Origin of the sequence: Burkholderia sp. BCC0506 (assembly GCF_902833145.1) — a bacterium.
Lineage (GTDB): Bacteria > Pseudomonadota > Gammaproteobacteria > Burkholderiales > Burkholderiaceae > Burkholderia.
Genome location: NZ_CADFEN010000003.1, coordinates 193,458 through 220,186, shown reverse-complemented (window position 1 = coordinate 220,186; position 26,729 = coordinate 193,458). Strand labels below are relative to the sequence as shown.

14 protein-coding genes are annotated in these 26,729 nt (G+C 69.2%); all 14 read left to right on the top strand.

What is annotated here, in order from left to right:
- Positions 1–908 precede the first annotated feature (908 nt).
- Complete coding sequence (gene wecB / locus HWX62_RS08320; protein ID WP_175929447.1) at positions 909–2,126, top strand: UDP-N-acetylglucosamine 2-epimerase (non-hydrolyzing); 1,218 nt, start codon at positions 909–911, stop codon at positions 2,124–2,126.
- A 455-nt stretch (positions 2,127–2,581) separates the two neighbouring features.
- The gene (locus HWX62_RS08315) at positions 2,582–3,043 is read left to right on the top strand and encodes a (2Fe-2S)-binding protein (RefSeq protein ID WP_175929446.1); all 462 of its coding nucleotides are present in this window, start codon (positions 2,582–2,584) and stop codon (positions 3,041–3,043) included.
- Entirely contained in the window at positions 3,040–5,364 is a 2,325-nt protein-coding gene (locus tag HWX62_RS08310) for a molybdopterin cofactor-binding domain-containing protein (protein WP_175929445.1), read from the top strand. Before HWX62_RS08315 ends, HWX62_RS08310 begins: the two co-directional genes overlap by 4 nt.
- A complete protein-coding gene (locus tag HWX62_RS08305) occupies positions 5,364–5,594 on the top strand; it encodes a hypothetical protein (RefSeq protein WP_175929444.1) in 231 nt (76 codons plus the stop codon). The genes HWX62_RS08310 and HWX62_RS08305 overlap by 1 nt, the downstream gene beginning before the upstream one ends.
- 553 nt (positions 5,595–6,147) lie before the next feature.
- A complete protein-coding gene (locus HWX62_RS08300; RefSeq protein WP_175881758.1) occupies positions 6,148–6,390 on the top strand; it encodes a hypothetical protein in 243 nt (80 codons plus the stop codon).
- A gap of 161 nt (positions 6,391–6,551) precedes the next feature.
- Positions 6,552–7,823: an HlyD family efflux transporter periplasmic adaptor subunit gene (locus HWX62_RS08295; RefSeq protein WP_175929443.1), complete on the top strand. Its 1,272-nt coding sequence runs from the start codon at positions 6,552–6,554 to the stop codon at positions 7,821–7,823.
- Positions 7,824–7,834: 11 nt separating this feature from the next.
- Complete coding sequence (locus HWX62_RS08290; RefSeq protein WP_175929442.1) at positions 7,835–10,057, top strand: peptidase domain-containing ABC transporter; 2,223 nt, start codon at positions 7,835–7,837, stop codon at positions 10,055–10,057.
- A 3-nt stretch (positions 10,058–10,060) separates the two neighbouring features.
- Positions 10,061–11,488, top strand: a complete 1,428-nt coding sequence (locus HWX62_RS08285; RefSeq protein WP_175929441.1) for a TolC family protein — start codon at positions 10,061–10,063, stop codon at positions 11,486–11,488.
- A complete protein-coding gene (locus tag HWX62_RS08280; RefSeq protein WP_175929440.1) occupies positions 11,470–13,080 on the top strand; it encodes an acyltransferase domain-containing protein in 1,611 nt (536 codons plus the stop codon). Before HWX62_RS08285 ends, HWX62_RS08280 begins: the two co-directional genes overlap by 19 nt.
- Positions 13,081–13,155: 75 nt before the next feature.
- Positions 13,156–19,185, top strand: a complete 6,030-nt coding sequence (locus HWX62_RS08275; protein WP_175929439.1) for an SDR family oxidoreductase — start codon at positions 13,156–13,158, stop codon at positions 19,183–19,185.
- Positions 19,182–23,192 carry a cytochrome P450 gene (locus tag HWX62_RS08270; protein ID WP_175929438.1) on the top strand — a complete coding sequence of 1,337 codons (4,011 nt, stop codon included), beginning with the start codon at positions 19,182–19,184 and terminating at the stop codon, positions 23,190–23,192. The genes HWX62_RS08275 and HWX62_RS08270 overlap by 4 nt, the downstream gene beginning before the upstream one ends.
- Positions 23,193–23,212: 20 nt before the next feature.
- Positions 23,213–24,607, top strand: a complete 1,395-nt coding sequence (locus HWX62_RS08265) for an NAD(P)-binding domain-containing protein (RefSeq protein ID WP_175929437.1) — start codon at positions 23,213–23,215, stop codon at positions 24,605–24,607.
- On the top strand, positions 24,604–25,320 hold the full coding sequence (locus tag HWX62_RS08260; protein WP_175929436.1) for an ABC transporter ATP-binding protein: 717 nt from the start codon (positions 24,604–24,606) through the stop codon (positions 25,318–25,320). The genes HWX62_RS08265 and HWX62_RS08260 overlap by 4 nt, the downstream gene beginning before the upstream one ends.
- Complete coding sequence (locus HWX62_RS08255) at positions 25,317–26,726, top strand: FtsX-like permease family protein (RefSeq protein ID WP_175929435.1); 1,410 nt, start codon at positions 25,317–25,319, stop codon at positions 26,724–26,726. The genes HWX62_RS08260 and HWX62_RS08255 overlap by 4 nt, the downstream gene beginning before the upstream one ends.
- Positions 26,727–26,729 lie beyond the last annotated feature (3 nt).

Below are 26,729 nucleotides of genomic sequence, written 5' to 3'. Positions count from 1 at the left end.
GGGAGGCCGATGCGGCACGCGCGCGGGCGGCGTGTTTTGATTCACTGACGAATCAGCGTGCGCGCATCGCATCGGACCCTGCCGCAGGCGGTTGCGCGCGACGAGCCGTTCGCACGGCGACGGGTCGTCGCGTCGATCGGTGGTGCGTTGACCGACGCCGCTGTGCGCGACTGGAGATCGTGCCGGGTTCGTCGTTCGCGCGTCGATTCGGCGGTCGAAACGAGCGCGGTTTTCATATGAGACAAATGGACCGGACTCCGATGTATTTGACGCGCCCGGATCGACGTTACACATCCGCAACATTTCCCGCGACCGGATTCGTGCGATGCAAGGACTGCCGGATGTCGAGGGAATCCAGTGCGCGCGACGGCGGCCGACGCTCGCGTGCGCGCCGCGCGCTGTGCAGACGAAAGCGGCGAATCGAGACGACGCAACGCGCATCGAAAGATGCGCGCGATTCACGGTGCCACGGGCGCCCGACATGCATGCACGATTCCTCGGACGACGTCGTCAGACGGATCGCATGAGCGTCCTGCTGTTTATCGTTGTCGTGTCGACCGGTCATGTGCATGCCCGTAGCAGTTGTGAAACATTCCGTCACGCACCGTCCGCACGCGGCGGCCAGGGCGTGACGCGGGCCGGGATGCGGGCCGGCTGGTTTGAATATTGCTGTAGTGGGAGGACGTGATGCTCGACACGGCGAGGAACGGCTCATGACTGATCGATCCAGCGCAACGGGACGCCGGTAGTACGACGATTCGCGCGGCCCGGACCGCGCGGACGAGGCGGCGCGCTCGCCCCGCAACACCGCCGCGTGTTGATCGTGCGAGTACGGGATGCGCCGCCCGAATGCATGCTTCGCGCCACGTGCAGGTTCGCCAGGCGCGAAGGGCTAAACGAGGACAACGATGAAGAAGATCTTGCTTGTGTTCGGGACTCGGCCGGAGGCCATCAAGATGGCGCCGCTGGTGCGCGCGCTGAAGGCGCAAGCGGATGTCGACGCCCGGGTATGCGTGACCGCGCAGCATCGGGAAATGCTCGACCAGGTGCTGACGCTGTTCGACATCAAGCCCGACTACGATCTCAACCTGATGCGGCAGGGCCAGACGCTGACCGACGTGACGACCGGCATTCTCCAGTCGATCGGCATGGTCTTCGACGATTTGCGGCCGGACGTCGTGCTCGTGCACGGCGATACGACGACCACGCTCGCGGTGAGCCTGGCGGCGTTCTATCGCTATCTGCCGGTCGGTCACGTGGAAGCCGGCTTGCGCAGCGGCGACATCTGGTCGCCCTGGCCGGAAGAGCTGAATCGCCGCGTGACCGATGCGGTGTCGTCGTGGCACTTCGCGCCGACCGGGCAGGCACGCGACAACCTGCTGAGCGAGGGCGTGCCGGGCGGGGCGGTTTCGCTGACCGGCAATACCGTGATCGATGCGTTGCACGAGGTCAAGCGCATGCTGGATCGCACGGCCGCGCTGTCGGAGAGGATCGCCGCCTGCTTCCCGTTTCTCGAGCCGTCGCGGCGCGTCGTGCTGATCACCGGCCATCGCCGCGAAAGTTTCGGCGAGCCGTTCCGGCATTTCTGCGATGCGCTGTGCACGCTGGCGAACCGCTATCGCGACGCGCAATTCGTCTATCCGCTGCACCTGAACCCGAACGTGCGGGAACCGGCGCGCGCGCGGCTCGGCGGCATCGAGAACATCTACCTGATCGAGCCTCAGGAATATCTGTCGTTCGTATTCCTGATGTCGCGCGCGCATTTCATCATCACGGATTCGGGCGGCATTCAGGAGGAGGGGCCCGCGCTCGGCAAGCCGGTGCTCGTCACGCGCGAGACGACCGAGCGGCCCGAGGCGATTCAGGCCGGCACCGCGCGGCTCGTCGGTACCGACCAGGACAGGATCGTGTGGGAGGCGTCGCGGCTCTTCGACAGCGAGAGCGCCTACGAGGAAATGTCGCGTGCGAGCAATCCGTACGGCGACGGTCATGCGAGCGAGCGGATCGTTCATGCGCTGATGCGCACGCCCGGCGTGCCCACGAAGACGACGAGTTTCTCGATGGGCGCCGTGGAAATGCCGTTCAACGCCCTCACGCTGGGGTTACAGACATTGCGGTCGCCGTGAGGAAGACCGAGCTGTAGCGCGTTTCGACGCGTTCGGCGCATCCATCGAGCATCCGGTTCGGCCGCGAGGCTGGCCGGATGCTTGCATGTGGGCGGCCCCGGAACGCATCGTCCCGATTCATTCGAAAGCCACGGCCCCGACGCGTCCCGTTCCCGGCCGCGCATTCTCCCCACTTGCCTAAAACTCCCGAATCGTCGCGATCCGACGTCAAATCGGAAATGGTTCGATAATGCGGGCGGCAATCCATGCGAACGAGCGGCCGGCCGCAACGAGGTTGAAAGGTTGCGCAGGCAACCGGCCGACAGCATCGTTCGCGGCCTCTGCCCGGCCGTGCGTGCACGCGACACGGTCGACGACACGGCGCCACGCCTGCCTGATCGTTCGGAATGTGCGCCGCGCCGTTCGAATCCCCACTCGATGCCTGCCCGGCGGGCGTCGCAACCAGGAGGTGAACGATGATCACGCTGACCGTCAACGGTAGCGAGCAGCACTTCGACGGCAATCCCGACATGCCGTTGCTCTGGTATCTGCGCGATGTTCTCGGCCACACCGGCACCAAGTTCGGCTGCGGCATGGCGCTGTGCGGTGCGTGCACCGTGCATCTCGACGGCGTGGCGATTCGGGCGTGCATCACGCCGGTCGCGTCGGCGTCCGGCAAACGCGTGACGACGATCGAGGGGCTGTCGACGGACCTCACGCATCCGCTGCAGCAGGCGTGGCAGGAACTGAACGTCGCGCAATGCGGCTACTGCCAGTCCGGGCAGATCATGCAGGCCGCGTCGCTGCTGAAGACGAACCCTCATCCGACCGACGCCGACATCGACGATGCGATGTCCGGCAACATCTGCCGCTGCGGCACCTATACGCGCATTCGCGCGGCGATCCGGCTGGCCGTGCGCCGTGGAGGTGCCGCATGAGCGCGCCCGCACTCGCTGTCCACAACGAAAGCCGTCGCGCGCTGCTGCTCGGCTTCGCGTCCGGCGGGTTGCTGCTCGCGTTCGGCGTGCCGTCGCTCGCGCACGCGGCCGTGCCGGTGCAGCCGCCCGTCAGCGCGAATCCGCAGTATGGCGGCGCGGGAATGCCGCACGGCTTGCGCGACGATCCGAACCTGTTCGTGGCGATCGCGCCGGACGGCACCGTCACGGTGACCTGCATCCGCTCCGAGATGGGGCAGGGCGTGCGCACGAGCGTCGCGCTCGTGGTGGCCGACGAACTCGGCGCGGACTGGGCGCGCGTGAAGGTCGCGCAAGCGGTCGGCGACGAGCCGCGTTACGGCAACCAGAACACCGATGGGTCGCGCAGCCTGCGCCAGAGCTTCGCCGCGCTGCGCCGCGCCGGGGCGGCCGCGCGTACGATGCTCGCGCAGGCGGCCGCTGCCGCGTGGGGCGTCGACGTGCGACAGGTGAAGGTGACGGTGCACGAAGTCGTCGACACGAAGAGCGGGCGCACGCTCGGCTTCGGCGAGCTGGCGGCGAAAGCGGCCGCGCTGCCGGTACCGGATACGAACACACTCGTGCTGAAGGCACCGGCCGAATTCCGCTATATCGGCAAGGGCAAAACGGCGTTGATCGACGGGCGCGACATCGTCGGCGGCCGTGCGCAGTACGGAATCGATACGCGGCTCGACGGCATGTTGTATGCGGTCGTCGCGCGACCGCCGGCGTACGGCGACACGGTGGCATCGTTCGATGCGTCGGCCGCCGAGAAGCTGCCGGGCGTCGTCAAGGTCGTGCAACTGGCGTCGACGCCGCTGCCGTCCGGCTTCCAGCCGCTCGGCGGCGTGGCCGTGATCGCGCGCGATACATGGACGGCCATCCAGGCACGCGCGCAGTTGAAGATCGACTGGAAGCACGGGCCGCACGCGGGCTACGACTCCGCCGCGTATCGCAAGACGCTCGAAGCAGCCGCCGCGCAACCGGGCGACGTGATCCGCAACGACGGCGACGCGGCAGCCGCGCTTGCCGGCGCCGCGAAGCGCGTGCGGGCGACGTACTACATCCCGCATCTCGCGCATGCGACGATGGAGCCGCCCGCGGCCGTCGCGCGGGTGGTCGACGGCCGCTGCGAAGTGTGGACCTGCACGCAGGCGCCGCAGACCACGCGCGACGAGGTCGCGAAGGCGCTCGGCTTGCCGACCGAGCACGTGACGGTCAACGTGACGCTGCTCGGCGGCGGTTTCGGCCGCAAGTCCAAGCCCGATTACGTGGTGGAAGCCGCACTGCTGTCGAAGGCGGTCGGCACGCCCGTGAAGCTGACCTTCACGCGCGAAGACGACATCGCGCACGACTACTTCCATGCGGTGTCGCTCGAAGCGTTCGAAGGCGGCATCGATGCGTCGGGCAAGGTGGTCGCGTGGCAGCATCGCACGGTCGCGCCGTCGATCCAGTCGACGTTCAGGGCCGGCGTCGTGCATGAGCAGCCGGGCGAGCTCGCGCAAGGCATCGCGGATCTGCCGTTCGCGATTCCGAACGTGCGGATCGAGAATCCGGCCGCCGAAGCGCACACGCGGATCGGCTGGTTCCGCTCGGTGTACAACATCCCGCATGCGTTCGGCATCCAGAGTTTCGTAGCGGAGCTCGCGCATGCGGCCGGCCGCGATCCGAAGGATTTCCTGCTCGACCTGATCGGGCCCGCGCGGCGTTTCGAGCCGCACATCACGGTGAAAAACACGAACTACGGCGAGGATCCCGCGCTGTATCCGGTCGACACCGGGCGGCTGCGGCGCGTGGTCGAGACGGTCGCGCGCGAAGCCGGCTGGGGGCGCAAGCTGCCGAAGGGGCACGGGCTCGGGATCGCCGCGCATCGCAGCTTCGTGTCGTACACCGCCGCGGTGTGCGAGGTGCAGGTGGGCGCGGACGGCAGGATCTCGGTGCCGCGCGTCGACATCGCGATCGACTGCGGGCCGCAGGTCAATCCCGAGCGGGTGCGCTCGCAGCTCGAGGGCGCGGTGGTGATGGGGCTCGGCATCGCGCTGCACGGCGAGATCACGTTCAAGGACGGCCGTCCGGAGCAAAGCAACTTCAACGGCTTCCAGGTGCTGAGGATGAACGAGGCGCCGCGTGAGATCCGCGTGCATCTGGTCGCCCCCGACGACTACGCGACGCCGCTCGGCGGTGTCGGCGAACCGGGCCTGCCGCCCGTTGCGCCGGCGCTGACCAACGCGATCTTCGCGGCGACCGGTACGCGCATCCGCAGCCTGCCCGTCGCGGATCAACTCGCGAAGCCGAACGCGGCGTAATGGCCGCCGGTGCGCCGGGCCGCCTGCATGGCCCGGCGCGCATCCGTCCGTTCCGCACCGTCGTCGCCCGTCCGAACATGACGGTTGCCTGCGAGCGCGGCGGATTTCACCCGGCGGCCCGATCGCGAGGACACGCGCTTGACAGAATCAACTGCGGGCATTCAATCGCGGCATTCAAGTCCGCCATTCTCAATAAAAAACAAGTAAAACCGATCGAAATACCGGGTTAGCCCGATGGTGCGGTATCGTACAAAGACAGCCGTGAAAGTGTCGGATGATTGGGCCGTCGAATTCAGGGCTGTAAGAATTTCAGAGGGGAGATTGGGTGCCGGTCAGTCCATTCAGCGGCGTTTAGCTGATTTGCCGGGCGACATTTGAAGTGAAATCGTTTTCGATCGATTCTAGGTCGGCTATTCGTTCTCGTTTTGATTTTCATGTTTCATGACGTGCGGATGTTGCGGCATCCATGCGCGGCGGCGCCTGCACGCCCATTGCCCGGCACGCTCGCGCCGCGGCGGCGGGCGCGGTGAGGAATATTCGCTGCCGCAAGCGAATTACTGTCAGGCCTGCCGATTATGGCGAAAGATCGATTAATTTTAATAGGCGGCATATTGCGCGGAATTCTAAATGGAATGGTTTCATTGTTTTAATTCAGTTCGGGCGATGTAATCGCGCCGTTCGAAAGTTTAAATGAATTTAACGTATTGACCTGCGTCGCAATTGCGGCGTTGTTCGATGCCCCGCTAGATGGGTTATCTAGCATTTTCAAACTGGAGAAATGCAATGCAAGAGCTGAATCAGCAGGAAATCGCCCAGGTTGCCGGTGGCTACTACAGCGGCCCGGGCATCCCGTCCGCGCTGGGCAACATCATCGAATGGGGCGGCAGCACCGCGGAGAGCATCGGCAATGCACTGACGTTCGGCATCTTCGCCGCACCGGTCAAGCAGGCATACAACATCGGCGAGACGATCACGACCGCCGCCGTGAACCTGCTCGACGGCCTGTTCGGCGGCCCGATCTACTGAGTTGCCGCACTCGAGGCGACGCGGTAGCCGCCGCGTTTCCCGATGATGGAACCGACGATCCGGTATGCACGGGTCTTCTTTGTATACCGGATCGCTTTGGCCGGCCGCGGCGCGCGGCGGGGCGGCAACCGATTCCGACATTTGGCGATACGTTGGTGAAAATGGAGTTCGGTCTCTTTCGTTCTGAAGCGGCACAGGCCCAACGGATGCGCGTGCAGGGCGACATCGTGCTCGTGCACCCGATGTCCATGACGCTGCTGACGGCCGTCGCGCTGGTCATGGCCACCAGCGTGGTGCTGTTTTTCGCGTTCGGCATCTATACGCGGCGCACGACGGTCGCCGGCGTGGTGATGCCGGATGCGGGGCTGGTCAAGGTCTACGCACTGCAGCCGGGCATCGTCGTCGGGCGTGACGTGAAGGAAGGGCAGCGCGTGACGCGCGGGCAGACGCTCTATACGGTGTCGACCGACCTGCAAAGCGCGGCGCAAGGTGCAACGCAAGCGGCGCTGATCGCGCAGGCGCGGCAGCGCAAGGCGTCGCTGCTTGCGGAAATCGACAAGACGCGCAGCCTGCAGCAGGACGAGCGCGACACGCTGCGCGCGAAGATCGCGAACCTGAAAGGCACGCTCGCGCAAATCGACGACCAGCTCGCAGCCCAGCGGTTGCGCACGTCGATCGCGGCCGACGGCGCGAAGCGCTATCGTGGCCTGCTCGCGCAGGATTACATCTCGAAGGACCAGGCGCAGCAGCGCGAGGCCGATCTGCTCGACCAGCAGTCGAAGCTGAACGGGCTGCTGCGCGACCGCGCCTCGACGCTGCAATCGCTCACCGAGGCGAGCAACGAACTGGCGGGGCTCGGCTTCAAGCAGCAGAACCAGCTCGCGCAGATCGACCGCAACGTGATCGACGTCGACCAGAACCTGATCGAAAGCGAGGCGAAGCGCCGGATCGTCGTCACCGCGCCGGAGACGGGCACCGTGACGGCCGCGATCGCCGATGTCGGCCAGTCGGTCGACCCGTCGCGGCCGCTTGCGAGCGTCGTGCCGGGCGGCGCGCGCTGGCAGGCGCACCTGTTCGTGCCGAGCACGGCGATCGGCTTCGTGCGGGTCGGCGAACCGGTGCTGATCCGCTATCAGGCATTTCCTTACCAGAAGTTCGGCCAGTACCGCGCGATGGTCGTGTCGATCGCGCGCACGGCGCTGTCGGCGGCCGAACTCGCGAACGACGGCGGGCCGGCGGCGACGCCGGGCGAAGGGCGCGACGCGACCTTCTACCGCGTGATCGTCGCACTCGATGCGCAGCACGTGACCGCGTATGGCGCTCGGCAACCGTTGCAGGCAGGCATGACGTTGCAGGCGGACATCCTGCAGGAACGCAGGCGTCTGTACGAGTGGGTGCTCGAGCCGCTCTACAGCCTGACCGGCAAACTCTGACGAGGCCGCGCATGGCATTGCTCGATCGACTTTCGTTCGGCCTCGGCCGCCGGCTGCCGATGATCCTGCAGACCGAAGCCGCGGAATGCGGGCTCGCGTGTGTCGCGATGGTGGCCGGCTATCACGGCCATCACATGGATCTCGCGACGCTGCGCGGACAATTCCCCGTCTCGCTGAAGGGGGCGGGCCTCGGTCGCGTGATCGAGGTCGCGCAGCGCCTCGCGCTCGGCACGCGTGCCGTGAAGCTCGACCTCGCGCAGCTCGGGCAGCTTCGGCTGCCGTGCCTGTTGCACTGGAATTTCAACCACTTCGTCGTGCTGAAGGAGGTGAACGGCAAGACGGCGACGATTCACGATCCGTCGCACGGCATCCGCAAGGTGCCGCTCGCCGACGTGTCGCGCGCATTTACCGGCGTCGCGCTCGAGTTGTGGCCGGCCGCCGGCTTCGCGCCGCGCGCGGCGCGCCCGGCCGTCAAGCTGCGCGAACTGCTGGGCCCGGTGTCGGGACTGTCGCGCTCGCTCGCGCAGATCCTCGGGCTGGCGATCGCGCTCGAAGTGTTCATGCTCGTGCAGCCGTTTTTCCTGCAGTGGGTGATCGACGAGGTGATCGTCAGCGCCGATCGCGACCTGCTGACGGTGCTGGCGCTCGGGTTCGGGCTGCTGCTGCTGATGCAGCAGGCGACTGGCGCGATGCGCGCGTGGGCGCTGATGTATGTCGGCGTCACGCTCAACATCCAGTGGCGCGCGAACGTGTTTACGCATCTGCTGAGCCTGCCGGTGCGCTATTACGAGCGACGCCATCTCGGCGACGTCGTGTCGCGCTTCGGTTCGATCGACACGATTCAGCAGACGCTGACCACGTCGTTTCTCGGCGCGGTGATCGACGGCCTGATGACGATCGTCACGCTCGCGATGATGTTCGTGTACAGCCGCGTGCTCGGCGTCGTCGCGCTGGCGACGATGACGCTGTACGCGCTCGTCCGATGGTTGTGGTACGCGCCGCTGCGGCGCGCGACCGAGGATCAGATCGTGCACGCGGCCAAGCAGCAGAGCCATTTCCTCGAGACGGTGCGCGGCGTGAAGACGATCAAGCTGTTCAACCGGCAGGCGGAGCGCCGTGCGAGCTGGATCACGCTGCTGGTCGAGCAGGTCAATGCGGGCCTGCACGTGCAGAAGCTGCAGATCTTCTACCAGCAGCTCAACGGCCTGCTGTTCGGCATCGAGAACGTGCTGATCATCTGGCTCGGCGCGCGGATGGTGATGGACGGTCAATTCACGGTCGGCGTGCTGATGGCGTTCAACGCGTACAAGAGCCAGTTCGACAGCCGGGTCGGCAGCCTGATCGACAAGTATTTCGAAGTCCGGATGCTGCAGTTGCAGGGCGAGCGGCTGGCCGACATCGTGTTCGCGCAGGCGGAGCCGGACGCGAGCCTGCGCAACGTGCCGGGCGAGGCCGAGGCGCTCGACGCGAGCATCGAGATCGACGCGCTGTCGTTCCGTTACGCGGACGGCGAGCCGCTGGTGCTGGACGGCGTCAGCACGACGATCGCAGCCGGCGAATCGGTCGCGATCGTCGGGCCGTCGGGTTGCGGCAAGACGACGCTGATCGGCGTGCTGCTCGGGATTCACGAACCGACGGGCGGCACCGTGCGGATCGGCGGCCTCGACGTCGCGCGGCTCGGCATCGACCGCTTGCGCGGGCTCGTCGGCACGGTGCTGCAGGACGACGTGCTGTTCGCGGGCTCGATCGCGGACAACATCAGCTTCTTCGACCCGGATGCGGACCCGCAGTGGGTGGCCGAATGCGCGCGCATCGCGGCCGTGCACGACGACATCGCCGCGATGCCGATGGGCTACAACACGCTCGTCGGCGACATGGGCACCGTGTTGTCCGGCGGCCAGAAGCAGCGCGTGCTGCTGGCGCGCGCGCTGTACAAGCGGCCGGCCATCCTGGTGCTCGACGAGGCGACGAGCCATCTCGACATTCAACGCGAGAAGCAGGTCAACGCGGCCGTCACGCAGCTCGCGATGACGCGGCTCATCGTCGCGCACAGGCCGGAGACGATCGCGTCGGCGCAGCGCGTCATCATGCTGCAGGGCGGCAAGATCGTGCTGGACCAGTCGACCGCGGCCATGCGCGCGGCCGCTGCGGCGAAGTCGTCCGGCGGCGCGCCGGCCGCGCCGCAGCATGCGACGCACGATGCGGGTTCGACCCAGCCGGTCGCGGGGCGCTAGACGATGGCACGTCCACTTGCCATCGTGCTGGCCGCCGTTGCATGCGCGGCGTCCGCGTCGCAGGCATGCGCGCAGATGCTCGACGTCTATCGCACCCGCGACGATGTCGCGGCGACGCAGGCCGGGTCGATGGCGTCGGCGACCGCGTGTGGCGCACAGCACGTCGACGGCCGCGCGCTCGCGCTTGAGGATGCGATTCTGCAGGCGATCTGTTCGCATCCGCAGTTGACCCGCACGTGGTCGGACGCGCGTGCGGCGGCGGCCGAGGTCGGCGTGTCGAAGGCTGCGTACTGGCCGACGCTGAACGCGACGGCCGGCATCCAGCGCGACAACCTGACGACGGACTACAGCGGCGGCTTCTCGCAGAACCAGCGCAGCAGCAGCCGCTACGGCATGCTCAACCTGAGCTGGGTGCTGTTCGATTTCGGCAAGCGCGGCGCGAATCTCGATCGTGCGCGCGCGCTGCTGCGCGCGGCCAACGCCACGCACGACGACACGTTGCAGAGCGTCTTCTACGACGCGGCGCAGGCGTTCTATGCGTTGCGCGACGCGCAGGCGGCGCTCGAGGCGGCGCAGGCCGTCGAGCGCGCGGCGCAGGAGAGTCTCGCCGAAGCGACCGCGCGTCACGACGGCGGCGCGGGCACGCTCGGCGACGCGTTGCAGGCCCAGACGACCTATCGCAAGGCGCTGCTCGATCGCGTGAGCGCGGAAGGCGACCTGCAGAACGCGATCGGCACGCTCGCGACGACGCTCGGCGTCGATGCCGACACGCCGTTGCGCATCGCCGACGCGGAGGCGTCGCCCGATCGCGAGGACTTCACGCGCGGCGTCGCCGACCTGATCGCCGAAGCGAAGCGCCATCACCCGAAGCTGATCGCCGCGCGCGAGAAGCTCGAGGCGGCACGCGACCAGATCCGCGCGGTGCGGGCGCAGACGCTGCCGACGATTTCACTGACCGGCAGCCTGACGCGCAACAACCCGTCGTACCAGCAGCAGCCGTCGCTGTTCCAGATCCAGAGCAGTCACGGCAATTCGATCGGCATTCAGGTCTCGATTCCGCTGTTCGAAGGGTTCGCGTCCGGTTATCGCGTCGCGGAGGCGAAGGCGCAGGCCGATGCGCAGGAAGCCGACGTGCGCAGTACCGAGCTCAAGGTGTCGCTCGACGTGTGGAAGAGCTATCAGAGCCTGCAGACCGACACGACGAACCTCGACAACTCGCAGCATCTGCTCGACACCGCGCTGCATTCGCTCGACATCGCACGCGGTCGCTACAAGGCCGGCGTGGGCACGTTCACGGAACTGTTGAATGCGCAGTCGGCGCTCGCGGATGCGCGCCGGCAGCGTGTGCTCGCGGTGTCGAAGTGGCGCACCGCGAGACTGAAGCTGGCCGAGAGCCTCGGGAGGTTGGGATTATGGAACGACGCGAGTTGATCGACGCAGGGGTGGGCGCGGGCGGTGCGCAAGCACGCGGCTGTGCGTTCCTGTTCCCCGGGCAGGGCGCGTTCTACGCGGGTGCGCTGCGGCAACTCGGCCGCGAGCACCGCAGCGTGCGGCACACGCTCGACACGATCGACGCGATCGCGAGCGAACGGCTCGGCCGGCCGCTGACCGGTGCGCTGTGGCGCGACGACGCGGGGCTCGACACGTGGCTGCGCGATGCGCCCGATTTGCTGCAGCTCGGGATCTTCGGTGCGTCTGTCGGGATGTTCGGCGTGCTGCATGCGCACGGCGTCGTGCCCGACGTGTTGATCGGACACAGCTTCGGCGAGATCGCGGCGCTCGTGTGCGGTGGCATGTATTCGATCGAGCAGGGCGCGCGGATCGTCTGCGACCGGATTGCGTCGTTGCAGGCGGCCGCGCCGGCAGACGGGATGATGGCCGCGATTTCCGCGGGCGCCGACGCGACGCGCGAGCTGATCGACGCGAGCGCCGTCACGCATGCGGTGCGCAACGTGTGCGTCGCGGTCGAAAACCATCCGTCGCAGACGGTCGTGTCGGGCCCGCGCGATGCACTGGAACGTTTCGTCGCGGCCTGCGCGGCGCGCGGTGTGAGCGCGCAGACGCTCAGGTCTCCCTATGGCTTTCATCATCCCGACCTCGCGGGCGCGCGCGAACAGTTTGCCGCGCGGCTGGCCGCCTATCCGCATCGCCCGCTCGCGATTCCAGTGTATTCGCCGATCCTCGGCCGCCGCTACAGCGTCGCCGACGATCCCGGCGCGCGGCTCGCGTCGCATTTCGTGTTGCCGGTTCGGTTCGCGAATGCGATTCGCGCCGCGCGCGCGGACGGCATCGTGCGCTATGTCGAATGCGGCGCGCTCAACGCGCTGGCGCGCATCGTCGTGCGCATCGCGGGGCCCGGCACGGTCAGGACGTTCGGCGGCCCGTCGAACGCGGCAGAGGAATCGAGCGTCGTCACGACGATCACCCGTTATTTTCAGGAGGACAGCTTCATGAAAGACGATATTCGCATCGGCAACGCCGGCTTCGGTTTCGACGCGTTCTGGCATGCGCGCGGGCCGCACATCGTCGACTGGCTCAAGGGCGAACTGCGTCACGCATTCGACGCCGCGAGCGCGGCATCGGCAGGCGCCGCACCGGGCGCGACGCCGTTCGCGCCGCAGCCGGAGCCGACCGTCACGGCCGCGCCGCGGTTGGCCGCCGTGAGCGGGCCGGCATTGGCGGCAGTACCCGCACCCTCGGTTGCCCATGAACCGTTCGCGACGGCCGGGGGGGTGGCCGCCGCGGCGGCACGGCCGGCGCATGTGCCGCGCGAGCGGCTGTTCGCGGAGCTCGTCGATATCTACGCGCAGGCGATGGAGTATCCGGCCGAGGTGTTCTCCGAATCGATCGAACTCGAGGCCGAGCTCGGCATCGATTCGGTCAAGCAGACCGAGATCATCCAGCGCATCACGGCACGCTACGCGTTGCCGCCGCTGCCCGCGAATTTCCGCAGCGGCGATTTCAAGGCGATGGGACAGATCGTCGATTTCGTCTACGAGAACCAGGGGAAGGCCGCCGCCTGACGGCGGCGCGACGAAATGGAGGTCGGCAGGGGGGGCCCTGCCCGTAATGACACGTTCTCGATAGGCAGGCGATCCATGTCGAATACCAGCATGCGCGGCAAGCTCGTTCTCGTGACGGGCGGTGCGAAAAACGTGGGCAAGGCGATCTGCAGGCGTTTCGCCGAGCAGGGCGCGCACGTGATCCTGAATTTCTTTCACTCGCTCGACGCGTCGAAGCAGACCGCCGACGAGTTGCGCGCACTCGGTGCGACCGTCGACGTGATCCGCGCGTCGGTCGCGCAGCAGGCGCAGGTCGACCGGATGTTCGACGAGATCGAACGGCGCTTCGGCCGCCTCGACGTGCTCGTCAACAACGCCGCGTCGGGTGCGTTGCTCGGCGTCGACGAGATCGGCGCCGAGCATTTCGATCGCGCGCTCGACACCAACCTGAAGGGTGCGTTCTGGTGCGCGCGCCGCGCCGCGGCGTTGATGGCGCGTTCGGGCGGTGGTGCGATCGTCAACGTGTCGTCGGTGGGCGCGACGCTCGTGCCGGCCAACTATCTGGTCGTCGGTACCGCGAAGGCGGCGCTCGAGTCGCTCACGCGCTATCTCGCCGTCGAGTACGCGGGCCGCGACATTCGCGTGAACGGCGCATCGTCGACGCTGATCGACGGCGACGTCGCCGCGCAGTTTCCGGACCCCGAGAACACCAAGCGCTCGAGTATCGCGGCGACGCCGTTGAAACGGCTCGCGCGCGCGGAAGACCTCGCGGATCTCGTCGTGTTCCTCGCGTCGGACGCCGCGCGCTGGATCACCGGGCAGGTGGTCGTCGCGGACGGCGGGCTGTCGCTGTGCAGCGAAGGATTGTCGCCGCGCGCCGAATGGGCGACGGAGAAGCCCGCCGCGAACGCGCCCGACACGGTGGCCGCCGCCGCGCCGCCGGGCGACGCATCGGCCGGCCGCACGGCGGCGCCGGCCGACGATGCACCCGACAGCGACGACATCGCCGTGGTCGGCATGGGGCTGGCGCTGCCCGGCGCGAGCGATCCGGATGCCTTCTGGCGGGCGCTGATGGACGGCCCCGAACTGTTCGGCGACGTGCCGCCGGACCGGTGGGACTACCGCTCGTTCTACTCGCCCGATACGTCGGCCGAGGACAAGAGCTATCAGTCGCGCTCGGTCTTCATCGAACGCTTCGAGCCATGCCCGACGGTGCGCGCGGAGCTCGATGCAGGCACCGCGCCGCGCGAGCTGACGACGTTGTGGCTGCGGCACGCGCTGTGCCAGTCGCTCGACGGCGTGACGCTGCGCGACGCCGATCGCGTCGCGTTCCTCGTCGGCTATACGGCGGACGGCAGCCAGCATCTCGAGGAGGGCATGGTGCTGGCCGCCGCCCGCGAGCGCCTGAACGCGGTGCTGGTCGACGCGGGCGTCGACGCGGCCGAGCGCGCGCGCCGCGTGGCCGCGATCGATGCGGTGCTGAGCGCGCGCTACGCGCGCGGCGCCGGCGATCTCGCGTCGTTCTTCCCGCACCGCGTCGGCCTGAACGCGATGAAGGGCGTGCTGCCGGACGACGCGCAAACCATGATGGTCGATACCGCGTGTTCGTCGTCGCTGTATTCGATCGACCTCGGGATCAAGGCGCTGCTGCTCGGCCAGCAGGACGTGGTCGCGTGCGGCGGGGCATTCGCGCTCGCGCCGCGCGGCTCGATCCTGTTCTCGAAACTGCACGGGCTGTCGCGCAGCGGGGAGGTGCGCCCGCTCGATCGCAACTGCGACGGCGTGCTGTTCGCGGACGGCGCGGGCGTCGTGATCCTGAAGCGTCTGCACCGCGCGCGCGCGGACGGCGACCGCATTCTCGGCGTGCTCAAATCGTTCGGCTCGTCGTCGGACGGCAAAGGCAAGGCGATCTATGCGCCGAATTCGGCCGGCCAGCGCATCGCGATCGACCGCGCGTACGCACGCACCGAGACGGTGCCCGGCGACGTCGACTGGGTCGTTGCGCACGCAACCGGTACGCCGGCTGGCGATCTCGCCGAATTCCAGAGCCTGCGCGATGCGATCCGGCGCGACCGGCCGGTGCAGGTGACGTCGAACAAGTCGCTGGTCGGCCATACCGGCTGGGCGGCGGGCGTCGTGTCGGTGATCCAGGTGCTGCTCGGCTTGCGGCATCAGGTGATTCCGCCGCAGCATCGCTTCGGCGAGCCGCCGCCCGAGTTCGACATCGGCGCCACCAGCCTGCGGATTCCGGTCGCGCCGGTACCGTGGCCGGCCCGGCGCGACGCGGCGCGCGTCGCGGCGGTGTCCGGGTTCGGCTTCGGCGGGACGAACGGGCACCTGATCGTGTCTGAATACCGCGACGATTTGCCCGCCGGCCCGACAAGCGGCCGCTTCAAGCGCGAGCCGCTCGCGATCGTCGGATGGTCGGCGAAATTCCCCGGCCTCGACGGCGACGCGCAGGTCGCGGCCTGGTTGCGCGGCGAAGGCCGCGCGCCGGACGCGAGCTTCGGAATCGGCTATCCGCTGCCGAGTTTCGCGCGCGTGAAGATGCCGCCGGCCGTGCTGCGCGCGCTCGACCGCTGCCAGCTGTTGGCGCTCGACGCCGCGCACGACCTGCGCGAACGCCTCGGCGCGTTCTGGGCCGCGCATGCGGATACGATCGGGCTCGTGATGGGACACATGGGGCCGACGCGCAATGCGGCGCTTTACGCGAGCCGTTGCTATCTCGACGACATCGCGGCCGCGGTGCTCGACGCGGCGCGGCCGGACGAGCGCGCGGCGACCGAACGCGTGCTGAATGGCCTGCGCGAGGCGACGAAACAGCTGGTCGCGCCCACGACCGAGAATTCGTTCCCGGGGATGATGCCGAACGTGATCCCGGCGCGCGTCGCGAACTATCACGACTTGCACGGGATGAACATGACGGTCGACGCGGGGCATGCGTCGACGCTGGCCGCGTTCGAGGCGGCCGAGCGCTTTCTGTGCAGCGGCGAGCTCGACATGGCGATCGTCGGCGGGATCAACGGCAACTCGGCGGAGGAAGTGCGCCCGGCATTCGATCTGCCGCTCGCGGAGGGCATCGTGCTGTTCGCGGTGACGACCGTACGGCGCGCGCAAGTCGAAGGGCTGCCGGTGCTGGCGGTGGTCGGCGGCGGCGACGCGCAGGCGGCCGTCCAACCGGCCGCGCCGCGCGATGCAACGGGCCGGGCGGTGACCTATGCCGGCGCCGATTCGGCGATCGACGTGCTGCGCGCGGTCGTCGCGCGTGAGGCCGGCACGACGCTTACGCGCGACAGCGGCGGAGATCGTGCGCGCTATGCGCTGCACGTCGCCTGCGAAGGCGTGGGCGCGCAAGCGGCTGCGTCGGGCGAACCGGACGGCGAGGCGACGTCGACGCCGATGCCCGAGCCGTCTGCCCGTCGAGCCGCGCCGGCCGCTGCTTCGGTGGCGCCGGCTACCCCGACTGCCGCATCGGCCGCACCCGTTTCCCCCGGCACCTTGCTGCCCGGCACGCTGCGCCGGACCGGCGTCGCGGCCGACGGCGAACCGCTCGGCGTCGCGCGTTACCGGATCGAATGGCGTGACGCGCCGTGGCGGCCTGCGGGGCAGTCAACGCCGTTCATCACGCCGCGCTGCGTGATCGTGACCGACATGCCGGAAGTCCTGGCCGCGCACGCCGAGCCGGGGCCCGGCTGCGTGGTGCTGTCGACCCGGCCGCTCGCCACCCGCAGGCCCGGCTGGCACTGGATCGAGCATATCGACGCAGCGGCGCTCGACATATTCCCCGACGACATCGGCCACGTGCGCGTGCTGACGTCGCTCGACGCCAGCGCGCTCGCACCGGGCGTCGCCGCGCCGGCCGCACCCGCGCGGCTCGCGTTGCACGACCTCGCGTTCCTCGCGATCAAGCGCTGCCACGACGCACTCGAGCGCGACGGCACGTTCGTCGCGCTGCTGCTCGACGCGCTCGCGGGCGACGTGCCGCATCCGGATGCCGGCCTGTTCACGGGCCTCGTGAAGGCGCTTGCGATCGAGATGCCGCAAGCGCATCCGGTCGCCGTGCTGACCGACGCCCGCGCGCTGCCCGATGCGCTGCGCGATGCCGAGCGCGAAAGCGGCGCACGCCACTGGCTGCCGGTCGTCGCATTGGGCGCAGGGCGGCGCCGCACGCCGCGCGTGATCGCGGAGGCGGGCGAACTGCGCGCGGACGAGCGGCTGTCGCTCGGCCAGGACTCGGTCGTCGTGGCGGTCGGCGGAGCGCGCGGGATCACCGGCGAGCTGATGAAGACACTCGCCGCGTACGTGCGGCCGACGCTGTACCTGATCGGCAGCAGCGCGCTCGACGCGGTCGATGCCGAGCTCCTGACGATGGACGACGAAACGTTCTCGAAGAGTCGTCCCGACTACATCCGCCAGCAAAAGGCGTTGCATCCGGCGCGACCGTTGCCGGAGATCATTCACGCGTTCGAGCGGCGTGCCGACGCGCGCACGGCGTGCCTGAACATCGAGGCAATGCGCGCATTCAGCGGCGCGCATCGCGTGACCTACGTGCGTGCCGACGTGCTCGACCCTGACAGCGTGAAGACGGCCATCGACGCGATCCTCGCGCGCGAGCCGCGCATCGACCTGCTGGTCAACGCGGCCGGACTGAATCGTTCGGCGTCGGTGCGCGTGAAGTCGCTCGACGATTTCGTCGCGGTGCGCGACATCAAGGTGCGCGGCTACTGGAACCTGCGGCGCGCGTTCGGTGCGCGGCAGCCGCGCCTGTGGTGCAACTTCGGATCGTTCATCGGCCTGACGGGGCAGGCGGGCGAAACCGACTACGCGTCGGGTAACGACTTCCTGAACACGCAGGCGTCGTATCACCGCGCGACGCTCGGCCACGACGAATTCACGATCGGCTGGACCCTGTGGCGCTCGGTCGGGCTCGGCGCGAATCCGGTCACACGCGCATTTCTCGAGAAAAGCGGGCTGTTTACGAGCATGCGCACCGCGGAAGGGCAGCATCACTTCATGCGCGAGCTCGGTCTCGCCGAGCGGGCGGCGATGTCCGTGCATCTCGGCGATGCCGAGCGGCGCGCGATCGAAACGCACCTGCCCGGGTATTTCGACCTCGACGAACCGGCGCCTGGCGCCGTGCGCGCGCCCGATTTCTATCTCGGCCGCGAACTCGCGCGCACCGACGACAGCGTGACGGTCGAGCGTGTGTTCGATCTCGAGCGTGACGCGTACCTGCAGCATCACGTCGTCAACGGCTTCCCGACGCTGCCCGGCACCTTCGTGCCCGAAGTGGCCGCCGAGGCCGCGCTGCGGCTCGTGCCGGGGCTCAAGGTGGTCGGGTTCGCGGACGCGACCTTCCTGCACTTCCTGCGCGTCTACGATGCGAAACGGCCGAGCATGAAGCGCATCCATGCGCGGATCGCATCGCGCGATGGCGACGCCGTACTCGTGCACGTGAGGATCGCCGGTGACGTGCTCGCGCCGGGCGGCCAGTTGCTCGTGCGCGACAAGCCGCACTTCGAGATCACCGTGCGTCTGGCCGAGACCTACGCGCCGGCGCCGGTGTGGAGCGAAGCGGCGGCCGGCACGTTCACGCCGGTCGCCGATCCGTATCACTTCGACGCGGCGCCGGTGCGGCTGACCGGCCCGTTCGTGTCGACGACCGACACCGGCATGAGCGACGCGGGCAAGCACGCACGGTTCCGGCTGAACGTGCCGGACGGCGATCCGGTGTTCTTGCGGTTCGTGGTGCCGAGCATCCTGCTCGACGGGCTCGCGCGCGTGGCGGCGCTCGATCATGTCGCCGGCGACTACATCCCGCTCGCGGCGCCGATGTCGATCGGGCGCATCGACCTGTACGAAACCGGCAACGACTGCGAGCTGTCGGCCCGTCACGCATCGATCGCGCTGCACGTGACGCCGCGCGCGTTCGCGCTCGAGGGGCCTGCGAGCAGCGGCAACCGGTTCGTCGCTGTGCGCCCGGACGGCAGGGTCCTGATGCAAATGCGCGACGTGACGGGCATCGTGATCGGCTACGTGCATCGCGTGACCGGCGCGTTCGCCGCACGTGGCGAGGTCGACGCGCAACGCGCGGCGCAGGCGGCTGCCGAACAGGTGTCCGCATGAGCACGAAGCGTCTCGCGCCGGGCCCGCGCGGCAGCGTCGTGATGGGCAACCTGGCGGAATACAAGCGCAACCCCGTCAGGATGCTGCTGAAGCTGCAGCAGCAGTACGGCGATATCGCCCGCAACCGCCTGGGGCCGTTCCTCACGCACGCGCTCGCGCATCCGGACGGCATCCAGCACGTGCTGCAGGACAATCACCGCAACTACGTGCGCGGCCGCTTCTACGACAACTTCAAGATGTTCTTCGGCGACGGGCTGCTGACGACCGACGGCGAATTCTGGCGGCGTCACCGGCGCGTCGTGCAGCCGCTCTTTCACCGCAAGCAGGTGGACGCGCACACGGCCGCGGTGGGCGACGCGGCGCTCGCGCTCGTCGAGCGCTGGTCGAAGCGGCCCGCGCACGCGCCGTTCGACGTCGTCGAGGAGATGATGCGCGTGAGTCTGCGCATGCTCGGGCTGATGCTGTTCAACGCGGACATCTCGCGGCACGCGGACGACGTCGGGCCGGCCGTGCGCTTCGGCATCGAGGCGATGATGCCGCAGGGCAACCTGAACGATTTCGTGCCGCGCTGGATGCCGACGCCGTTCAATCGCCGGATCGCGCACGCGCGCCGCGGCATCGACACGATCGTCGACGCGATCGTCGCGGAGCATCGCGCGGGACGCAGCGAGCCGAGCGACGTGATCTCGCTGCTGCTCGCCGCGCGCGACCCCGACACGGGCGCGCCGCTGACCGAGCGCGAGGTGCACGACGAGGTGATGACGGTGTTTCTCGCGGGCCACGAAACCACCGGCAGCGGCATGGCGTGGGGGCTCTATGCGCTCGCGCAGCATCCGCACGTGCTGCGCCGGCTGCGCGAGGAGCTCGACGCCGTGCTCGGCGGTCGGGCGCCCGACGCGCGCGACATCGAGCGCCTGCCGTATCTGGTGCAGACCGTCGACGAGATCCTGCGCGTGTATCCGCCGATCTGGGGCTTCACGCGCGATCTGGTCGACGACGACGAAATCGGCGGCTATCACGTGCCGGCCGGCACGTCGGTGTTCATGTCGCCGTACGTCACGCATCGTCATCCGGCGCTGTGGGCGAACCCCGACGCATTCGATCCGGAAAACTTCGGATCGCACGCGCCGGCGCGGCATAAGTATGCGTATTTCCCGTTCGGCGGCGGCATGCGCAAGTGCATCGGCTATCAGACCGCGCTGCTGCAGATGCGCGTGCTGATCGCGGTGGTCGCGCAGCACATCGACCTGAGCGCGGTGCCGGGGCATTCGCTCGAGACCGGTGCGACGATCTCGCTGCGTCCGCGCGACGGCATCCGGTTGATCGCGAAGCCGCGCTCGCGCGAACGGGGGCCGACGATGCAGGCGGCACGCGACACGAGCGCGCGGGCCGAGCGCGCAGCGGCGTGTCCGTTCACGGGCACGCAAGCGCGGCTGCCCCAGTCGTCGTCGCAGGGGCCCGAAGCGGCGCAGCCGGCGAGCGCGGCTGCACCCGCATCCACGCCCGCCGGCCCCACGCTGGCACCCGACGTGCTGGCCTTTCTCCGGCGCGACGTCACGACGAACGACACGCGGCTGCACACCGACGCCGCGCCGACACACCGCTTCACATGGCGGCCGGTCGAAATCGAACCGCTGCCCGACGCGCCCGCGGCTGAACTGAGCGGCAAGCGGATCGCGATCGTCAACGGGCGCGGCCGCACGGTCGAACGCGTGGTGGCGGCGCTGCTGCGCGCGTGCGCGAAGCCGAGCGTATTCGCGCCGGCCGACGGCGTCGATCCGGCGAGCGCCGCGAGCACCTTCGTCGTGCAGTCGGGGCCGTTCGACGGCATCGTCGATCTCGGCGTCGAAGCGCCGTTCTCGCTCGACGGACACGACCAGTGGGACGCGCCGCTGCGCCGCACGGTCGCGTTGCTGCAGGCGTGCTATGGCGACTGGGTGCAGGAGGAGTCGACGTCGCGGCTGTTTTATCTCGCGATCACGTGGCAGGACGGGCTGATGGGCTACGGCGACGACACGCTCGTGCAGCCGCTCGGCGGCTTGTGGGCGGGCCTCGCGAAGACGCTGCCCCAGGAATTGCCGAACTGCAACGTGCGCGTGCTCGACATCGCACCCGACGAGACGGGGCGCGTCGACGGATTGCTCGTGCGCGAACTGTATCGCTGGGGGCGCTTCGAGGTCGGCCATCGCGGCGGATGCCGCCATACGCTCGTCGCGCGTCGCGAGGACCTGCCGGCGCACGCGGCGCCCGACTGGGGGCCGGACGACGTCGTACTGTTTTCGGGCGGCGCGCGCGGAATCGGCTTCCTGGCCGCCTGCGAGATCGCGAAACGTCATCGCTGCGCGGTGATCGTCACAGGCCGCGACGCGTTGCCGGCCGGCGACGAGCCGTGGCTCGCCCTCGACGACGCGGGGTTCAAGCGCTACGGGCTCGACCTGCTGCGTCAGGCGACGCCGCAGCGGCCGCCGAAGGCGATCCGGCATACGCTGCGGCAGCTCGAACGGCGCCGTGAACTGAAGGCGTCGCTCGACGCGGTGGCCGCGCTCGGTCTGCCCGTGCACTACCGCGTGTGCGACGTGACCGATGCCACCGCGGTGCGCGCACTGTGCGACGAATTCGGCGAGCGTTTGCGCGGGGTCGTCCACAACGCCGGCATCGATCGGCCGGTGCGGCTGCCGCGCAAGACCGCCGACGAATTCGTCGACACCGTGCGCGTGAAGGTGCTCGGCTTCATGAATCTCTACGCGGCGGTGCGCGAGCGGCCGCGCGTCGACTGCTTCGTCAACGTCGGCTCGCTGACCGGCCGCTGGGGCGGCATGACGGGCGAGACCGACTATGCGGCCGCGAACGAGGCGCTCGCGCGGCTCGGCTGGTGGGCGCGACGCGACGCCGGCACGTGCCGCGTGAAGACGCTCGTGTGGCCGACGTGGAACGGTGTCGGGATGATCACGAACCTGGCCGTCACGCGGCGCTACGTGACGCCGATGCGCATCGACGACGGCGTGCGCCACTGGCTCGCCGAGCTCGCGGCTTCCGATAGCGGCGAACCGATGTACATGGGTGCTGTCGGCCGTGCACTGACGCCGATCCAGCTGCGCGGCTTCGATGCGGTCGACGGCCTGCCGAATCTCGGCGAACTCGCGACGCGCCGGCACCACGCGGGCGAGCCGACACGATTCCGGCCGTTCGCGTTCTTCTCGACGCGCTATCGCACGGCCGGCGCACCCTATACACGTGCATTTCGCTTTAGCGGTCGCGCGGCGATGCCTGCGTCGCTGCTGCTCGAGCATGCGCGCGTGGTGGCCGACTGGGTCGCGCCGCCCGACGGCGAGCCCGCTTACCTGCACGAAGCCGTCGACGTGACGATCGCGCTCGATGCGCTCGCCGACGCGCTCGACGCGCGCGGCGACGTCGCGCTCGACACCGACGTAGCGGGCCGCACGATGGACGACGGCTGGCGCGTGACGGTCCGCTGTGCAACGCTCGCCGGCCGCGCGCTGCTCGATGCGTCGTTCCTGTATCGCAGCCGTCCGCCCGCAGGCTCGACGGTATCGCTGCCGCGCGATGCGCACGACGATGCGCCGCGGCCGGTCGCGCGTGCGAGCTGGCGCGGCGACCTGCTGCCCGACGCGTGCTGGCGCGACGGCATCGCGCAGGCGCGGGCCGCCGACGCCGAGACGTTGTGGCGCGCGCCGACCGACGGAGGCGGCCCGGGCGACGGCGGCGACGCGCCGTGCCCGCAGCTGTGGCTGCCGGTCAACCATCTCGAAAACGTGTTGCGCGTGCTGCTCGGCGCGTGGCCCGAGGACGGCGAGCCGCCGAGCGCGTGGCGCATCGGGCGCATCGTGTTCGGCGCGGCGCAGGCCGGCGACGCCGAGATGCTGCTGCGCTATTCGCACGGCGGCTTCGCGATCGCGGATCGCGCGGGCGCATCGATCGCCGATCTGCACGACGCGCGGCTCGCGGGCGCGACCGAGATGCAGGCCGCGGCCGCGTCGGTTCTTTGAACGGAAAGAGGAGATCCACCATGACGGAGCGCAACGACGGCGCGCGGTACTGCATCATCGGTGCGGGCGCGGCGGGGATCGCCGCCGCGAAGAACCTGCTCGCGGCCGGCATCGGCTTCGACGTGATCGAGCGCGAGGACGATGTCGGCGGCAACTGGTACTACGGCCGGCCGAGCGGGGCCGTGTATCGGTCGATTCACATGATCAGCTCGAAGCGGTTTTCCGAGTACACCGACTTTCCGATTCCCGACGACTATCCGACCTACGCGCGCGGCGACCAGGCGCTCGCGTATCTGCGTGCGTACGCGCGGCGCTTCGGCGTGTACGACCGGATCGAGTTCGGCCGCTCGGTGCTCGAGATCGCGCCGGTTGCCGACGGCACGCAGTGGCGCGTCGAACTGGATCGCGGCGAAGTGCGCACCTATCGCGGCGTGATCGTCTGCAACGGCCATCTGTCGCATCCGCAACTGCCCGACTATCCGGGGCGCTTCGACGGGCTGCAACTGCATTCGTCCCAGTACCGCACGCCGGAGATCTTCAGCGGCAAGCGCGTGCTGGTGGTGGGCGCCGGCAACTCGGGCTGCGACATCGCCGTCGAGGCGTCCCATCATGCACGCGCGGTGTTCCACAGCACGCGGCGCGGCTACTACTACTGGCCGAAATTCCTGTTCGGGATGCCGGCCGACGAGTGGGCCGAGTGGCCGCTGCGGCTGCGCATGCCGCTGTGGGCGCGCCGCTTCTTCGGCGAGCGGCTGCTGCGCCTGACGACGGCCGGGCAACCGGAACACTACGGGCTGCGCAAGCCCGACCACAAGCTGTTCGAATCGCATTTCATCATCAACTCGACGCTGTTCTATCACCTCGGCCACGGCGACCTCGCCGCGCGGCCCGACGTGCGCGAACTGCGGGGCGATCGCGTCGTGTTCGTCGACGGCGGCGAGGAACCGGTCGACGTGATCGTGTACGCGACCGGCTACCGGCCGAGCTTTCCGTTCATCGACCAGGCGCATCTGCAATGGCCCAAGGCGCAGCCGGCGCTGTATCTCAACATGTTCGACGCGCAGCACCGCGACCTGTTCTTCATCGGGCTGTTCCAGACGTCGACCGGCAACTGGCCGCTGATGGACTATCAGGCGCAATTGCTCGCGCGCTATCTGCATGCACGCGACGCGGCGCCGCGCAAGGCCGCGCGCGTCGACCGGCTGATCCGGCGCGGCCGCTCGGACTGGCGCGGCGGCATCGCGTTCCATCGCACGCCGCGGCACGTGATCGAGGTCGAGCATTTCGCGTACCGGCTGCATTTGCGGCGGCTGATCCGCGGGTTGCCGGCCGTGCCCGGCGCCAATGCCAGCGTCAGCGCGAGCGCGTCGCAAGCGGCGGCGGTGCGGCGCGTGCGCGCGGGAGGTGCGTCGTGAGTCTCGTGAGCGTCGAACACCTGTCGAAGACTTACCTGCTCGACAGCGTGCGCGTGACCGGGCTCGCCGACGTGTCGGCGACGCTCGATGCGGGCCGCTTCACCGTGCTGAGCGGCCCGTCGGGCAGCGGCAAGACGACACTACTGAACATGATCGGCTGCATCGACCGCCCCGACAGCGGGCGTGTGACGATCGCGGGCCAGGACACTGCGTCGCTGTCCGACGATGCGTTGTCGGATTTTCGTGCGCGCCACGTCGGCCACGTGTTCCAGACCTTCAACCTGCTGCCGGTGCTGTCCGCATACGAGAACGTCGAGTACCCGCTGCTGATGGCGGGCTGGGCGGCCGCGCGGCGCGCGGCGCGGGTGCGCGATCTGCTCGACGCGGTTGGGCTCGCCGACAAGGCGGGGCACCGGCCGAGCCAGTTGTCCGGCGGCCAGCGCCAGCGGGTCGCGATTGCACGCGCGCTCGCGGCCGAACCGGCGATGGTCCTCGCGGACGAACCGACCGCGAACCTCGACAGCGCGACCGGGCACGCGATCATCGAGCTGATGCGCGCGATTCAGCGCGAGCGCGACGTGTCGATCGTCGTGTCGTCGCACGATCCGCAGGTCGTGCGCGTCGCCGACGAGGTGATCCGGATCCTCGACGGCCGCATCGTCGGCCGCGAACGCGGCGGCGCCGGCGCGGCGACGCAGGAGGGGGGCCGATGACCCATACGCTGATGCTCGCGCTGCGCAACCTGCAGCGCAACCGCCGGCGCTCGCTGACCACGCTGCTCGCGATGATCGTCGGCGTCAGCGCGATCCTGCTGTTCGGCGGCTTCAGCCGCGACATCACGCTCGGCCTGCAGACCGACTTCGTGCAGCGCAGCGGCCATCTGCAGATTCAGCGGCAGGGCTATTTCCTGTACGGCACCGGCGACCCGGCCGCGTACGGCATTCGCGACTACCCGGCGCTGATCGAGCGACTGCGGCGCGATCCGCAGCTCGCGCCGCTGCTGCAGGTCGTCACGCCGACGCTGCAGTTCGGCGGGATCGCCGGCAACTTCTCGGCCGGCGTGTCGCGCACGGTGATGGGCTTCGGCGCGGTGCCGGACGATCAGTACCGGATGCAGCAATGGAATGCGTACGGCTTTCCGCTGCGGCCGCGCGAATTCGCGTTGCGCGGCAGCGCCGACGACGCGGCGATCGTCGGCCTCGGCGTCGCGCGCGTACTGCATCTGTGCGGGCCGCTGCACGTGCCGGATTGCCAGGATGCGCCGGCCGGCCCGGCCGAACCGGCGGCCGACGGCCCGGCCGCGACCGCGCCGCCCGACGTGCTGGCGCTCGCGCAGGGCGAGGCCGGCGCGGGCCCGGCCGATGGCGGCGCGGCGCATATCGAAGTGCTGACCGCGAGCGCGGGCGGCGCGCCGAACGTCGGCCGCTTCTCGGTCGTGAAGGCCGAGCAGCAGGGCGTGAAGGAGCTCGACGACGTGTATCTCGCGGTGCGTTTGCCGCAGGCGCAGCGGCTCGTCTACGGCGGCGCCGAACCGCGCGCGACCGCGATCGAGATCCAGCTCGCGCGCACGGCCGATCTGCCGGCGGCGCGCGCGCGCATCGCGCAGTTGCTGCACGGCGGCTTCGACGGCCAGCCGCTCGACGTCGTCGACTTCGCGGCGCTGAACCCGTTCTACGACCAGACCAACCGGATGTTCTCGGTGATCTTCGGGTTCGTGTTCGTGCTGATCAGCGCGATCGTGCTGTTCGTGATCAGCAACACGATGAGCACCGCGATCATCGAGCGCACGGTCGAGATCGGCACGCTGCGCGCGATGGGGATGCGGCGCGGCGGCATCCAGGCGCTGTTCGTGTGCGAAGGCGCGCTGCTCGGCGTGGCCGGCGCGTCGCTCGGCGTGCTCGTTGCGCTCGCGATCGCCGCGGCCGTCAACCACAGCGGGCTCGCGTGGACGCCGCCCGCGCGGATCGACGCCGTCGCGCTGACGGTGCGCGTGTGGGGCGAGTGGCGCTCCATCGCCGTCACGTTCGTCGGGCTCGCGTGCGTGGCCGGGCTCTCCGCGTGGCTGCCGGCTCGGCATGCGGCGCGGCTGTCGATCGTCGATGCGCTGCGGCATGCGTGAGGC

Bases quoted from the DNA above. Each gene is read 5' to 3' on its own strand.
- wecB (WP_175929447.1), top strand. From the start codon at position 909: ATGAAGAAGATCTTGCTTGTGTTCGGGACTCGGCCGGAGGCCATCAAG.
- HWX62_RS08315 (WP_175929446.1), top strand. From the start codon at position 2,582: ATGATCACGCTGACCGTCAACGGTAGCGAGCAGCACTTCGACGGCAAT.
- HWX62_RS08310 (WP_175929445.1), top strand. From the start codon at position 3,040: ATGAGCGCGCCCGCACTCGCTGTCCACAACGAAAGCCGTCGCGCGCTG.
- HWX62_RS08305 (WP_175929444.1), top strand. From the start codon at position 5,364: ATGGCCGCCGGTGCGCCGGGCCGCCTGCATGGCCCGGCGCGCATCCGT.
- HWX62_RS08300 (WP_175881758.1), top strand. From the start codon at position 6,148: ATGCAAGAGCTGAATCAGCAGGAAATCGCCCAGGTTGCCGGTGGCTAC.
- HWX62_RS08295 (WP_175929443.1), top strand. From the start codon at position 6,552: ATGGAGTTCGGTCTCTTTCGTTCTGAAGCGGCACAGGCCCAACGGATG.
- HWX62_RS08290 (WP_175929442.1), top strand. From the start codon at position 7,835: ATGGCATTGCTCGATCGACTTTCGTTCGGCCTCGGCCGCCGGCTGCCG.
- HWX62_RS08285 (WP_175929441.1), top strand. From the start codon at position 10,061: ATGGCACGTCCACTTGCCATCGTGCTGGCCGCCGTTGCATGCGCGGCG.
- HWX62_RS08280 (WP_175929440.1), top strand. From the start codon at position 11,470: ATGGAACGACGCGAGTTGATCGACGCAGGGGTGGGCGCGGGCGGTGCG.
- HWX62_RS08275 (WP_175929439.1), top strand. From the start codon at position 13,156: ATGTCGAATACCAGCATGCGCGGCAAGCTCGTTCTCGTGACGGGCGGT.
- HWX62_RS08270 (WP_175929438.1), top strand. From the start codon at position 19,182: ATGAGCACGAAGCGTCTCGCGCCGGGCCCGCGCGGCAGCGTCGTGATG.
- HWX62_RS08265 (WP_175929437.1), top strand. From the start codon at position 23,213: ATGACGGAGCGCAACGACGGCGCGCGGTACTGCATCATCGGTGCGGGC.
- HWX62_RS08255 (WP_175929435.1), top strand. From the start codon at position 25,317: ATGACCCATACGCTGATGCTCGCGCTGCGCAACCTGCAGCGCAACCGC.